At 61.8% G+C, this 13,593-nt stretch carries 14 protein-coding genes; 5 read left to right on the top strand and 9 right to left on the bottom strand.

Going from position 1 to position 13,593, the window contains the following annotated elements; genetic code table 11:
* Positions 1–22: 22 nt before the first annotated feature.
* Positions 23–112 carry an integrase core domain-containing protein gene (locus Q0K00_RS11850; RefSeq protein ID WP_366937621.1) on the top strand — a complete coding sequence of 30 codons (90 nt, stop codon included), beginning with the start codon at positions 23–25 and terminating at the stop codon, positions 110–112.
* A gap of 472 nt (positions 113–584) precedes the next feature.
* Here Q0K00_RS11850 and mdtI read toward each other — a convergent pair whose 3' ends face one another.
* The 9 genes from mdtI to guaB form a co-directional block, all read right to left on the bottom strand.
* The gene (mdtI, locus tag Q0K00_RS09235; RefSeq protein WP_297228824.1) at positions 585–911 is read right to left on the bottom strand and encodes a multidrug/spermidine efflux SMR transporter subunit MdtI; all 327 of its coding nucleotides are present in this window, start codon (positions 909–911) and stop codon (positions 585–587) included.
* Entirely contained in the window at positions 904–1,284 is a 381-nt protein-coding gene (locus Q0K00_RS09230; RefSeq protein WP_297228822.1) for a multidrug efflux SMR transporter, read from the bottom strand. Before Q0K00_RS09230 ends, mdtI begins: the two co-directional genes overlap by 8 nt.
* 566 nt (positions 1,285–1,850) lie before the next feature.
* Positions 1,851–2,585: a 1-(5-phosphoribosyl)-5-[(5-phosphoribosylamino)methylideneamino]imidazole-4-carboxamide isomerase gene (gene hisA / locus Q0K00_RS09225; protein ID WP_297228820.1), complete on the bottom strand. Its 735-nt coding sequence runs from the start codon at positions 2,583–2,585 to the stop codon at positions 1,851–1,853.
* Positions 2,582–3,241 carry a hypothetical protein gene (locus Q0K00_RS09220; RefSeq protein ID WP_297228818.1) on the bottom strand — a complete coding sequence of 220 codons (660 nt, stop codon included), beginning with the start codon at positions 3,239–3,241 and terminating at the stop codon, positions 2,582–2,584. Before Q0K00_RS09220 ends, hisA begins: the two co-directional genes overlap by 4 nt.
* Entirely contained in the window at positions 3,241–3,837 is a 597-nt protein-coding gene (locus Q0K00_RS09215; RefSeq protein ID WP_297228817.1) for an imidazoleglycerol-phosphate dehydratase, read from the bottom strand. Before Q0K00_RS09215 ends, Q0K00_RS09220 begins: the two co-directional genes overlap by 1 nt.
* Entirely contained in the window at positions 3,834–5,171 is a 1,338-nt protein-coding gene (gene tatC, locus Q0K00_RS09210; protein ID WP_297228815.1) for a twin-arginine translocase subunit TatC, read from the bottom strand. Before tatC ends, Q0K00_RS09215 begins: the two co-directional genes overlap by 4 nt.
* Positions 5,168–5,617, bottom strand: a complete 450-nt coding sequence (locus tag Q0K00_RS09205) for a twin-arginine translocase TatA/TatE family subunit (RefSeq protein WP_297228813.1) — start codon at positions 5,615–5,617, stop codon at positions 5,168–5,170. Before Q0K00_RS09205 ends, tatC begins: the two co-directional genes overlap by 4 nt.
* Before the next feature lie 412 nt (positions 5,618–6,029).
* A complete protein-coding gene (gene guaA, locus Q0K00_RS09200) occupies positions 6,030–7,577 on the bottom strand; it encodes a glutamine-hydrolyzing GMP synthase (RefSeq protein ID WP_297228825.1) in 1,548 nt (515 codons plus the stop codon).
* Positions 7,578–7,816: 239 nt separating this feature from the next.
* On the bottom strand, positions 7,817–9,274 hold the full coding sequence (guaB, locus tag Q0K00_RS09195) for an IMP dehydrogenase (RefSeq protein ID WP_297228811.1): 1,458 nt from the start codon (positions 9,272–9,274) through the stop codon (positions 7,817–7,819).
* Between the two features lie 375 nt (positions 9,275–9,649).
* Between guaB and Q0K00_RS09190 the strand changes: the two genes are divergently transcribed.
* The 4 genes from Q0K00_RS09190 to Q0K00_RS09175 all read left to right on the top strand — a co-directional run bounded on the left by Q0K00_RS09190 (position 9,650) and on the right by Q0K00_RS09175 (position 13,572).
* Entirely contained in the window at positions 9,650–11,191 is a 1,542-nt protein-coding gene (locus Q0K00_RS09190) for an outer membrane homotrimeric porin (RefSeq protein ID WP_297228809.1), read from the top strand.
* Between the two features lie 231 nt (positions 11,192–11,422).
* Positions 11,423–12,964 (top strand): signal recognition particle protein, encoded by a 1,542-nt coding sequence (gene ffh / locus Q0K00_RS09185; protein ID WP_297228807.1) that lies wholly within the window; start codon positions 11,423–11,425, stop codon positions 12,962–12,964.
* 103 nt (positions 12,965–13,067) lie between these two features.
* Positions 13,068–13,307 carry a 30S ribosomal protein S16 gene (rpsP, locus tag Q0K00_RS09180; protein WP_297228805.1) on the top strand — a complete coding sequence of 80 codons (240 nt, stop codon included), beginning with the start codon at positions 13,068–13,070 and terminating at the stop codon, positions 13,305–13,307.
* Between the two features lie 34 nt (positions 13,308–13,341).
* On the top strand, positions 13,342–13,572 hold the full coding sequence (locus Q0K00_RS09175; RefSeq protein ID WP_297228804.1) for a KH domain-containing protein: 231 nt from the start codon (positions 13,342–13,344) through the stop codon (positions 13,570–13,572).
* The last annotated feature ends 21 nt before the right edge of the window (positions 13,573–13,593 follow it).

Here is a 13,593-nt window from a genome sequence, read left to right as displayed (position 1 = left end):
CTCATGGAAAAGAGCAGCTTACTTGTCGAAATGGACGCATCATTACAATTTTGTGCGCCCCCATTCGGCTCTTGGCAAAAAACCTCCAGCTTCATGTCTGAGCAGAGGGTGAACAACGTGTTGACACTCTACATCTAGGCCCTGTTAATATACTTAAGAGACCCAGCGATTAGGGCCTGTAACACAGATTTTAGCAATTATTTCAGCAGAAACGGCAAATCAGCACACATGCCTCGCATCCCCAGAAGGGCGGTGCGCTCTCGTCCTTGCTTTTTCCCCTGATAAAAGCGCGCATGGGAAGAGAGGGGGCGCTCCCTGCTCCCCAAACAGGCAACGCATAGTGTTAACAGGCCTTGGAGCGTCTCACCTTTGAAAAAGGTGAAACGCGAGGCGGCGGCACCGCGCCGCCCGGCCAAAAGTGAGCGGAAAAACCGCGCTTTTTCCGCGAAACGACAGGCCGTATGGTTTGAAGCGCAACGCGTTTCAAACCGAAATTGCTCTAAAGAACAGGCCGAACAGTTTTGCTGTCCGGCCTGTAGTTATTTGCAGGCACGTCTTCCGTGCGGGCGCGGCGTGTTGGTGGTTTAGGCCTGATGCAGCAGGACCATGCCCGCGATGAGCAGGGCAATGCCCGCGAAGGCGCAGGGCCGCAGCCGCTGCTTGAAGAAAAGCCAGCCGCCCAGCGACGTGCCGAGGATGCCGAAGCTTCCCCACATGGCATAGGCCACGGACAGGTCCAGCGTCCGTACGGCCAGCGACAGACAGTAGAAGGCCAGCCCCACGCCCAGCAAGGCCAGAACGCCGGTCAGACGGCGGCGGAAGCCTTCGCTGCGGGCCAGCAGGAGATTGGCCAGCACATCCAGTACGGCGGCGGCCAGCACGAGCAGAAGCGGTACGAGCGTATCAGGCATGGCGCACCTCCTTGGCTTCATCGCCGTGACTGGTCCCCCGGTGCACCAGCAGTGCGCCGCCCAGTACGCAGCACAAGCCCAGCAGGCGGGACAGGCTGGGCTGCTCGCCCAGTATCAGAAAACCGGCCAGCGTCACCAGCGTCAGCCCCAGACCTTCCCAGAAGGCAAAAGCCACGCCTACGGGTAGACCGGTGGTGGAAAGGGCAAGGCAGTAGTAGGACAAACCGATACATAGCCACATGATGACAAGGCCCAGCAGGGCCGCATGAGCAAATGCCCATTGCTGGGACAGTTTCATGATGGTGGAACCGCCGACTTCCAGCAGGATGGCCGCCAGCAGACAGAACCAGTGATAAGGACGTGTAGGCGTCATGATGTTTCCTCTCGTCGCAGGATGAACGCGACAGCACATGCCGTCGCATTCGCAAGGGACAGCATAAAGCGCATACGCCGAAGCGCAGCGAAGCCAAGTCAAGCAGAGGTACGAGAGAAAGCGTTAGAGACACGAACGCCAGTAGCGTTCGTCACGGCAGGCATGGAAAGCCCGATACGGGGGGAATGTTCCGGCAAAAAACATGGCAATATCATAGCACAGCCCGGGCTGGACCGCAACGTATGGCATCCTCATGCTCGCAATACCTGATAAAAAGGGGAGAAGCCATGCTTCCCCCCAAACAAACTGCAATTAGTGTTAGGGCAGGACCCATTATCAGGTAATATGCCTTGATGGAGATGTTTTTATAACGTGAGGTGTTTCGTCTCCAATTACTCATACCCAAGTAGCGGGTTTTGGGGAAGATGGGGGAGTTTGAGGGGGAAGAAACCCCTTTTTGCCGCGAGCAAAAGGGGTTTCTTCCCCCTCAAAAAAAGCGTAATAAATCCTGACCCTAACAGGCCAAAGTGAAAGGAGTTCCCCTTCACCCGCAAAAATACCGACGCCTAGCTTTGAGCGTCGATCCAGGCGTTGGCCTCTTTGAGGTCAAGGGTTCCCTCATACAGGGCGCGTCCGCTGATGGCGCCCTGAAGGCGTGCCGTCCGACTCAGCGGATAAAGTGCCTGCACATCGGCCAGCGTGGCTACGCCGCCCGCCGCGATGACCGGCACCGAAGAGGCTTCGGCCAGGTGGGTCAGGGCCGGGAGGTTGACCCCGGTCTGCATACCGTCCCGTTCGATATCCGTATAGATGATGAAGGCCGCGCCGTCACCGATGAGGCGGGGGAGCACGTCATCCACGCTCAGACCGGCATCGGCCACCCATCCCTTGGTCTTGAGGCGTCCGGCTTCGGCATCCAGCGAAACGCCGATGCGACCGGGAAAGCGACGGCAGAGGGCGGCGAAAGCTTCCGGCTGCTCCAGAGCCAGCGTGCCGATGATGAGCCGTTCCACCCCGGCGTCCAGATAGGCAGCGGCGATCTGCTCGCTGCGGATGCCGCCGCCGAGCTGGACGGGGATGTCCAGCGCGGAGCAGATGTCGCGTACGATGTCGCGACTGCGCGGCAGACCGTCGAACGCGCCGTCCAGATCGACCACATGCAGCCAGCGGGCGCCCTGCTCCTGCCAGTGGCGCGCCGCCGCCACCGGATCAGGGGAAAAGATGGTGCTCTCGTCGGCGCGTCCCTGACGCAGGCGAACGGCCTTGCCGTCCTGGATGTCCACAGCGGGAAAGATGATCATAACGTCATATCCTTTACGGCCTTGACCATGCCTTCACGCGCCAGCTCGTCAGCCGTGGCCCAACCCGCCTGACGCTTGAAGAATTCTCCGATCTCCAGAAGGTTGCTGGTCAGGCTGGTCTGTTCCACATCATAGACCGAGCGGTCGAGGATGGTCCCTTGTTGCGCATCGATCAGGAAAAACTCCACCCGGACATGCGCCGGACGGGTCACCCCCGCGCGGGAGCCTTCACGCTGATGCCAGTTGAGCACCTGCGGCACCAGCAGCAGATCCGTCTTGAGCCCCTTGGCGAAAGCGGCCCACGCGGACAGCGCCTGCGGCTGGTTGGAGTCATGGTAACGCATCTTGTCGGGCAGCGGCATATGCCGTGGGACAAAGGTGTAGTGGCGCTTGGTCTCGGTCAGCAGCACGTCACGCAGGGCCCTGTCCAGCGAAGGGAGCATCTCCGGCGCGATGCGTCCCTGATTCTTGGGGATCTCGCCCATGATGAGCTGGCTCGTACTGATCGGCTGCGTGAAGGGCGCTACCGCGATGCTGTAGGACGGGGAGAGCGAACGGGGGATATCCGCCGTCGTGCGGGGTTGCCTGGTGCAGCCCAGAGAAAAGAGCGCGAGGCAGAGCGCCAGCAGCGCCATGTTGGTGAGACGGAAACGCATCAGTCCAGACCTCCCTTGGTGCTTCTGATGGCTGTGCCGGTACGTCTGACAGCGTGGCGCAGGGCCAGTCCCAGCCCCTTGGCTGCCGACTCCAGCAGGTGATGACCATTCTTGCCGTAGAGCAGGGCGATATGCACGTTGCACCGTGCGCCCGCGGCAAGGGATTTGTAGAATTCGCGCCAGAGATCCCGCTCCTGTCCGGCGATGACCGGCGGCAGCAGTTCGTCCCCGCGCCATTCCAGCCACGGACGACCGGAGAGATCGAGGGTGACCTCGGCAAGGGCCTCATCCATGGGCACGCGCCCGTAGCCCACGCGCTCGATGCCCTTGCGGTCGCCCAGTGCTTCCAGCAGGGCTTGTCCGAGCACGAGAGCGATGTCCTCGGCGCTGTGATGGGCATCGATATGCATGTCCCCGCGGCAGCGCAGGTGCAGATCCATACCGGCCCAGAAAAAGGTCAGATGCAGCATGTGGTCCAGCAGGCCAAAGCCGGTCTGAACGTCCACCTTGCCCTCACCGTCCAGCACCAGCCGCAGACTGATGTCCGTTTCCGTGCTGCGGCGGCTGCGTTCCGCGCTGCGGATGTCCGTCGTCATGCCTGACCTCCCGTGCTTTGCCCGTCCTCTTGCGGAGCGGTCTCGTCTCCGTCGCCGTCGGCAACGGCTGCCGTCTTTTTCTTCTTGCCGAACACCGCCGCCACGATGACGCTGACTTCGTACAGCACCAGCATGGGAAGGGCCATGAGGAGCTGCGACAGCACGTCCGGCGGGGTGAGGATGGCCGCCACGATGAAGATGCCCAGGATGGCGTAGCGCCGCGCCTGCCGCATCATGGCTGCCGTCAGCAGTCCCATGCGCGAGAGGAAGAAGGCGAAGAGCGGCATTTCAAAGATGAGCCCAAAAGCGATGAGCAGCTTGAGGACAAAATCCACATAGTCGCTGATACGCGGCATGACCCGGATCTGCTCGGTGTTGTAGCTCATGAAGAATTGGAAGGCGAAGGGAAAGACGATGTGATAGCAGAACAGGGCTCCGCCCACAAAGAACACTGCCGAGATGACGGCCACGGGCACGATGAAGAGTTTTTCCTCTTCATACAGGCCCGGGGAGATGAAGGCCCAGATCTGATAGAAAATGGCCGGACTTGCCACGAAGACCCCGGCTATGCAGGCCACGAACATGCGGATGAAGAAGGCTTCCGGCATGGTGCTGTACATGGCGTTGCCGCCGGCGGGCAGGACGGCCAGCAGCGGCTTGACCAGCACGGCGAAGATGGGTTCCACGAAAGCCCAGCAGACGCAGAAGCCCACTGCGGCGGCTATGAGGCAGCGCACCAGGCGCCAGCGCATCTCATTGAGATGGTCCAGCAGGCCCATGGGCTTCTCGTCAGGATCCGGCGCTTCCTCTTCCTCGGTCGGCGGTTGGGCTGGCGGCTGATCGCCGCCTCCGCCGCCTGTGGCGGGCACGGCGGGATCGGTCGCCAGGGGCGCGCGGTCCTTGCCGGAGGCGTCATCTGCCGATTCGTCGGCGGACGTATCCGTCTGAGCTTCAGAGACGACCTCGGCTGCCTGCGCGGCCAGAACATCGGGGCTGGCATCATGGATCGCGGGCGGAACGTCCGTCGTTTCCGCGCGCGTTTCCTGATCGCGAACCTCCCCCGCCGGTTCGGCAGGCTCCCGCATGTCCGGCCTCTCGTCAGTCTCCACGGGCGTGGGCTTCTCGTCCGATGCGCCGCTCATGGCCAGTGTGGCCGCGCGGATGGCCGCATAGTCGTCCGACAGGGGCGCGTCCTCCGTCCCGACCGTGACGACGGCCACGTCACCAGGGCGGGGCCGTTCCGCCGCCATGCGGGAGGCGTCGGGCGCTCCCTCTTGCGGGGTCGGGAGACCGTCGGTCTTGTCCGCCATATCCTGCGTCAGCTTATCGCTCATGCGCGCTCGCTCCCGGAAGGTTGAGCGGACGACGCCGTCGGGCCAGCGGCGGCCTGCGTGGCGGCTACAGCCTTTTCCAGCGGACTGCCCTGCGGGGGGGCAGGCGCTTCGGGACCAGCGGCCGGTCGGGCCGTGGTGTCCAACGTGGCGGCTTCGGTCTTTGCGCCCTGCGGAGCGGTGTCCGCCGCGCAAGACGCGTCAGCCGTTGCTCCGTCCGTGGATGCGGAAGGTGTCGGCGTCGTCGAGGCGGTCTTGCGCTGTTTCTCTTCCTCTTCTTCGCGGGCGACTTCCGCATTCAGCGTGCGCTGAAAATCCGTGGAGACACGGCGAAATTCCCCCATGGCCTTGCCGAGCGTGCGGGATACGCCCGCCAGGCTCTTGGGACCCAGCACCACCAGCGCCACCAGCAGAATGACCAGAAGTTCCGTGCTGCCGATTCCGAACATGTGACCCCCTGTCATCGCGTTCTTGCGCCCTGTGCAGCGGCGGGCGCACGTTCCGGACCTGTCGCCCGCGCGTGCGGGACGATCCGGTGTCGCATCCGCCTTCTCCCGGCTGAGACCGGTTGGGCAGGCGGCGGCAGAAAGAGGAGGTTAGCCCAGCAAGGGGCCGATGTAAAGGCGGGCAATGTAAACGCATGTTTCCCTGATGCAAGGCGCGGGGGAGGGTAAAACGCGAGACAGCGGCACAGCTTTGTCCGGCCCAGCGTGAGCGGAAAACGTATTTTTCCACGAAACGACAGGCCGCATGATTTGAAGCACAAAGCGTGTCAAACGGGAAATGCTCAAAGGCGGGGAAGGGGAGCACGGGCTCCGCCTTCCCCGCCGTCATGTCGTCAGGCCGGGCTATCCTATGGGACTATTCCCATTCGATGGTGCTCGGCGGCTTGGAGGAAACGTCGTAGACCACGCGGTTGACGCCCTTGACCTCGTTGATGATGCGCCCGGACATGCGGGCCAGCAGATCGGCAGGCAGGCGGGCCCAGTCGGCGGTCATGGCGTCCACGCTGTCCACCACGCGCAGGGCGATGACATGTTCATAGGTACGGCCGTCGCCCATGACGCCCACGGTCTTGAGGGGCAGCAGCACGGCGAAGCCCTGCCAGACCTTGCGGTACCAGCCGGATTCACGCAGCTCTTCCTGCACGATCTTGTCAGCCTGGCGCAGGATGTGGAGGCGCTCCTCGGTGATCTCTCCCAGTACGCGGATGGCCAGCCCCGGTCCGGGGAAGGGATGCCGCCAGACGATGGAATCCGGCATACCCAGTTCAGCGGCCACCTTGCGGACCTCGTCCTTGAAGAGTTCGCGCAGCGGCTCGACGAGCTTGAGTTTCATGGTCTCAGGCAGGCCGCCCACATTGTGATGGCTCTTGATGACCGCGCTGGGGCCCTTGTGGGAAACGGATTCGATGACGTCGGGGTAGAGGGTGCCCTGCGCAAGGTATTCCACTTCGGGGAGTTTTTTGGCTTCCTCATCGAAGATGTCGATGAAGGTGTGGCCGATGATCTTGCGTTTCTTTTCCGGGTCTTCCACGCCCTTGAGCAGATCGAGGAAACGCTTCTGCGCCTGCACGAAGGTGAGGTTGAGGTCGAAATGCTCACGCAGGTAGCTGACCACCTGTTCCCCTTCGTTGAGCCGCAGGAGGCCGTTGTCCACAAAGATGCAGTGCAGCCGGTGTCCGATGGCCTTGTGCAGCAGCACGGCCACCACAGTGGAGTCGATGCCGCCGGAAAGGGCGCAGACCACATGCTTGTCCCCGATCTTCTCGGCCATTTCCTTCACCACGCGCTCCACGAAGGAGGACATGCTCCAGTCCGGAGTGATGCGGCAGACCTTGAAGAGGAAGTTGCGGAGCATCTGCTCGCCATCCACGCTGTGATGCACTTCGGGATGGAACTGCACGGCATAGATGCGCCGAGATTCGTCAGCCATGGCCGCCACCTCGAGGGTCGGCGTACGCCCGGTGACCGTGAAGCCCGGCGGCGGCACGAGCACCTTGTCCCCGTGGCTCATCCAGACGCGGCTGGGGGAGGCGCTGTCCAGCCCTTCCCAGAGGGCGCAGGGCGCGGCCAGGGTCAGATCGGCGGGGCCGTATTCACGGGTCTCGGACTGGGCAAGCTGACCGCCGAGGTTCTGGGCCAGGAGCTGCATCCCGTAGCAGATGCCCAGCACGGGTACGCCCAGCTCCAGGAAACCGCGATCCAGCACAGGGGCGTCGGCTTCGCCCACGCTGGCCGGGCCGCCGGAAAGGATGACGGCCTGAGGCTGCATGGCCGCCACCTGAGCGGCGGTGACGTTGCAGGCATGGATTTCGGAGTAGACGCCGGCCTCACGCACCCTGCGGGCAATGAGCTGGGTGACCTGCGAACCGTAGTCGATGATGATTACCTTGCTGTGAGCCATGATCCTTCCTTGAGGCTGTGCCGTGCGGCGGATGGGGCGCGACGGCTGGGGCCTGTTGACACTGTGCGCGGTTTATCTGGGGGGAAGGGAAACCCCTCCGCCGGCGCTGGAGGGGTTTCCCTTCCCCCCAGGCCCCCCCATCCCTTCCCCAGCGCGCTTTTACCGGGAGAAGGGGCGGCGCGGGCGGCAAACGCCATCAAAAAGCTGTGGCCATGCGTGCCTGACGAAAACGGCTGCACGGTCTAGTTGTCGATACGGTAGTTGGGCGCTTCCTTGGTGATGACGACATCGTGCACATGGCTTTCCCGCAGCCCGGCCGGGGAGATCTCGCAGAACGTGGTGTTCTCGTACAGATCGGGCAGGGTGCGCGCCCCCACATAGCCCATGCCGGAGCGAAGTCCCCCCATGAGCTGGTAGATGGCGTCCATGACCGGCCCGCGGTAGGGGACGCGGCCCACGATGCCTTCGGGCACGAGCTTCTTGCTGCGCTCCTGGAAATAGCGGTCGGAGCTGCCGTCCTTCATGGCGTCGATGGAACCCATGCCGCGATAGACCTTATAGGTGCGGCCCTGATACAGGATGGTCTCGCCCGGGCTTTCCTCGGTACCGGCAAAGAGGGATCCGATCATGACTGAATGCGCGCCCACCACCAGCGCCTTGACGATGTCGCCGGAGAATTTGATGCCGCCGTCGGCCACGCAGCAGCGGTCCATCTCCCGGGCGGCGCGGCTGCCGTCCATGACGGCCGTCACCTGCGGCACGCCCACGCCGGCCACGATGCGGGTGGTGCAGATGGAGCCGGGGCCGATACCCACCTTCACGGTGTCGGCGCCCGCTTCCAGGATGGCGCGCGCGCCCTCGTAGGTGGCCACGTTACCGGCGATGAGCTGGCAGCGGGGGAAAGCGGACTTCACCTTGCGGATGGCGTTGAGCACGTTGACGGAATGCCCGTGGGCCGAATCCAGCACGAGCACGTCCGCCCCGGCGGCCAGCAGCTGCTCGGCGCGGGCGTCGCAATCCTTGCCGATGCCGATGGCCGCGCCCACGCGCAGACGTCCCTTGTCGTCCTTGCAGGCGTTGGGGTATTTCTGCACCTTGTCGATATCTTTCATGGTGATGAGCCCGCGCAGACGGTTGTTCTCGTCCACCACCAGCAGTTTTTCGATGCGGTGCTCATGCAGATGGCGTTTGGATTCCTCCAGCGAAGTGCCCATGGGGACGGTCACCAGATTGTCGCGCGTCATGAAGTCGGCCACCAGCACGGTAGAGGCATCTTCCACAAAGCGCACGTCACGATTGGTCAGGATGCCCACCAGCCGCTCGTCGTCCACCACAGGCAGGCCGGAGACGCGGAAGTCCGCCATGAGGTCGAGCGCCTCCTGCACCGTGTTGCGGGAGGAGACCGTCACCGGATCGAGGATCATGCCGCTTTCGCTTTTCTTGACCTTCTCGATCTCGAGCCGCTGGCGATCCACCGGCATATTCTTATGGATGATGCCGATGCCGCCCATGCGGGCCATACTGATGGCCATGGCCGACTCCGTGACGGTATCCATGGCCGCGGAGAGCAGCGGGATGCGCAGCGGGATCTCCGGGGTGAGATAGGTGGAGAGATCGACGGCGTCGGGAGTGACCTCCGAATAGCCGGGAATGAGCAGAATATCGTCGAATGTCAGGGCCTTACCGCGATTGGTAAACATGAAGCGCCTCGCAATATGCTGAAATTGCAGGATAATTTTGAATAGAGAATCATATCTTCTCGACAGGGGCCTGTCAACGAGAAGCATCTCAGTCTCTATAGACTTTTTAATGTGCTGATATGACAGGAGAAGCGGCAAGGTAAAAATTTTTTTATCAAAACAGCATTTTTGCTTTGACACGCGGCGAAAGAGGGTATAAAAATTTAAACACGAGGAGCTGATAGGGGCTGCTGTATGGCGGTTCGCCAAAGTGGGGACTTTGGGTCAGCTCAAGGGTTTTTCGTTCGCCATCTGCAGCGAGCGGGAAATTGGGGACCCGCAAGGGTAGGCCGCAAGGCCCTAATCGCAGAAACACAAAGTTAAGGAAGGAAGATCATGAAGAAGCTTATGACTCTCGCTCTGGCTGCGGGCATGCTGTTCGGCGCTGCCACCGGCGCCAGCGCTATCGACTTCAAGGCTAAGGGCCAGTGGCTCTTCGGTTTCGGCGTCGCCAACACCGACCTGACCTCCAAGAAGGATCATGCCAAGTCCGACAATGGCGACGACTTCTCCGCCATCCAGCGTATCCGTATGCAGTTGGATGCCGTGGCTTCCGAGTCCCTGTCCGGTACCCTGTACTTCGAAATCGGCAACCAGAACTGGGGCCGTCAGGATCAGGGCGGCGCTCTCGGCGCTGACGGCAACAACGTCATCAAGGTGAAGCGCGCCTACTTGGATTGGCTCGTGCCCAACACCGACCTGAAGTTCCGCATGGGTCTTCAGGGCGTGGCCCTGCCCAATAAGGCCGGCGGTTCCGCTGTGATGGATACCGACGTGGCCGGCGTGACCGCCTCCTACACCTTCAACGAGAACGTCGCCCTGACCGCCCTGTGGGCCCGTCCGTTCAACGACAACTTCACCACCGACGGTACTGGCAACAAGTATGATCATGCCAACTACCTGGACAACATGGATCTGTTCGCCCTCATGCTCGATCTGAAGTTTGACGGCGTGCAGGCCACCCCCTGGGTCATGTACGGCATGGCTGGCCGCAATGCTTGGGACGCCATCAACGGCGGACAGTACAATGACGGCAATCCCGCGATGACCATGAATCCGTATATGTCCGGATTTAACCATGTGCCTTTGGGTTACGATCAGTTCGGCGATCCTATCTATGGCTACAACCCCAGCAGCAACCTCTACGGCTCCATGTTCTGGGCCGGTCTGCCGGTGGCCATCACCCTGTGGGATCCGCTGAACATCGAATTCGACATCAACTATGGCTATGTGGAAAGTTATGGCCGCTTCGATGTGTACAAGCGCAACAACGTGAACGATATTCGTCGCGGCAAGTTGCAGCGTGAAGGCTGGCTGGCCAAGGCCCTGGTGGAATACAAGATGGATTGGGGCGTGCCCGGCGTGTTCGGCTGGTATGCCTCCGGTGACGACGGCAATGTGAAGAACGGCTCCGAGCGTATGCCTTCCATCGCTCCCATGGGCAACTTCACCTCCTTCATGGGCGACGGTAACCTGGGCTGGTGGCTCAACGACTACAACACCAGCTATGCCGGCACCTGGGGCATCGGCCTCCAGATCCGCGACATGAGCTTCATGGAAGACCTGAAGCACACCTTCCGCGTGGCTTACTGGGGCGGCACCAACAGCCCGTCCATGGTCAAGTACATGGACAGCTCCTATGCCTGGGATAACGGCGCTGGCGTGGAAGGCCCGTACCTGACCACCAACGACGGCCTGCTGGAATTCAACCTGGTGAACACCTACCAGATCTACGAAAACCTGCAGCTCAACCTCGAACTGGGCTACGTGGTCAACATGATCGACCAGGATACCTGGAAGCACTCCACCTACAACACCAACCAGTTCTCCAAGCAGGATATGTGGAAGGCCCAGCTGGTCTTCGCCTACTCCTTCTAAGAGCGCATACGCCTAGCGTCTAGGCTGTTCGGGGAGGGTCCGCAAGGACCCTCCCTTTTTGTGCTTTTGGGAAGGTCCTGCCCGTAAATGGGCAGTTTCCATTCGCCTTGTCGCATGACGCCTTGCGGCTTGACCAACGGCGGCAAACAGTCTATGAACGAAAGTTCTGTGACTGCCGCATTCGTTGCTTTACCGTCTGCGGCGCGTATCATCCCTCTCACAGAGGTAGCCATGTTCGAGAGCCTTTCCGACCGTCTTTCTTCCGCTTTCCGCAGCCTGCGGGGTCAATCCCATCTGACTGCGGAAAACATGCAGGCCGGTCTGCGCGAGGTGCGGCTCGCCCTGCTCGAAGCGGACGTCAACTTCAAAGTCGTCAAGGACTTTGTGGAAAGCGTGCGCGCCAAATGTCTGGGGCAGGAAGTCCTCAAGGGCGTGAGCCCGGCCCAGCAGGTCATCAAGGTCGTGCATGACGAGCTGGTGCAGCTGCTGGGCGGAGAGACCGCCCACCTCGATCTGCAGGGCAGGGAACCGGCGGTCATCATGCTGGTCGGCCTGCAGGGATCGGGCAAGACCACCTCGGCGGGCAAGCTGGCCAATCTGCTGCGAAAGCAGAAGATGCGTCCCTACCTGGTCCCGGCGGACGTCTACCGTCCGGCGGCCATCGATCAGTTGACCGTGCTGGCCCGGCAGCTCGATATGCCGTGCTATCCGTCCACGGTGGACATGGACCCCGTGGATATAGCCAAGGCTGCTCTGGAGGAAGCCCGAGCCCAGCAGGCCACAGTGGTGCTGCTGGATACCGCCGGTCGCCTGCATGTGGACGAGCCGCTCATGGAGGAGCTTTCCGCCATCAAGGCAGCCGTGCAGCCGCAGGAGATCCTCTTCGTGGCCGACGCCATGACGGGTCAGGATGCTGTCACCGTTGCCGAATCTTTCAATGACCGTCTCGGCATCACCGGCGTGGTGCTGACCAAGATGGATGGCGATGCCCGCGGCGGTGCGGCCCTTTCCATCAAGTCCGTCACCGGCGCGCCTGTCAAATTTGTGGGCATGGGGGAAAAGCTGTCGGAAATGGAGATCTTCCATCCCGACCGCATCGCCGGACGCATCCTCGGCATGGGCGACGTGCTGACCCTTGTGGAGCGCGCACAGGAGACCATCAATGCCGAAGAAGCCGAAGCCCTTGCCCAGAAGATGCGCAAGGCCAGCTTTGACCTCGAAGATTTTCGTACCCAGATGCGGCGGGTGAAGAAGCTTGGCTCTCTGGACAGCATCCTCAAGCTGATCCCCGGTCTGGGCGGCCTGCGGGAAAAACTTTCGGAAATGAACGGCGCGGTCCCGGAAAAGGAGATGGCTCGCACCGAAGCCATCATCAATTCCATGACCATGGCTGAACGCCGCAACCCCGACATCCTCAACGGCAGTCGCCGCGCGCGTATTGCCAGAGGGGCCGGGGTGAGTGTACAGCAGGTCAATCAGCTCGTGCGTCAGTTCGAGCAGATGCGCCAGATGATGAAAGGGATGCTGGGCGGTGGCAAACCCAAGGTCCCCGCGATGCCCAAGCTGCCGCGCGGTATGCGCCTGCCCGGCGGCATGGGAGGTATGGCGCAGGGCATGGGACTGCCCGGTATGCCCCCTGGGGCGGGTATGCCCGGGATGCCGGGGATGCCGGGGATGGGCCTGCCGCCGATGCCCGGTGGCGCTTCCGGCAAGACCGCGGCCGCCAAGAAACGCAAGAAGCGCGAGCGCCCCGCCAAGCGCAAGAAAAAATAACAGACGTCAGTCTGTTCGGTATTGTCCGGCAGGAGCGGCCCGGCTTGCTCTTTTGCCTACCTCACGTTACAAGGAAATTATCATAACCAAGGGAGTTTGACTCATGGCCGTAAAGCTGAAATTGACCCGCATGGGCAGCAAGAAGCATCCGTTCTACCGCGTGGTGGCCGCCAATGACGAGACCCGTCGCGACGGTCGTCCGCTGGATTTTCTGGGCTACTACAACCCCATGACCTCGCCCGCCGAAGTGAAATTCGACGTTGAAAAGGTCAAGGAATGGCTCGGCCGCGGTGCGGAACCTACCGACACCGTGCGCGCTCTCATCAAGAAGCACATGGGCTAATGCCGTGCCTTCTTCCGGCGCGGGGGAGGTTCGTATGAAGGATTTGATTCTCTATATCGCCAAGTCGCTGGTAGATAAGCCGGACGAGGTGCACGTCAGCGAAATTGACGGCGAACAGACCACAGTGCTGGAACTCAAGGTTGCCAAGGAAGATCTCGGCAAGGTCATCGGCAAGCAGGGGCGCACGGCGCGCGCCATGCGTACCCTGCTCAGTGCCGCCTCGACCAAGTGCGGCAAGCGGACCGTGCTGGAAATCCTGGAGTGACCGGCTCATGCCGCAATGGAT

The sequence above is a fragment of the uncultured Desulfovibrio sp. genome (assembly GCF_944327235.1).
In the GTDB taxonomy this organism is placed as follows: Bacteria; Desulfobacterota; Desulfovibrionia; order Desulfovibrionales; family Desulfovibrionaceae; genus Desulfovibrio.
Note: the sequence above shows the minus strand (reverse complement) of the source record. Positions and strands in the feature narration are given on the sequence as shown.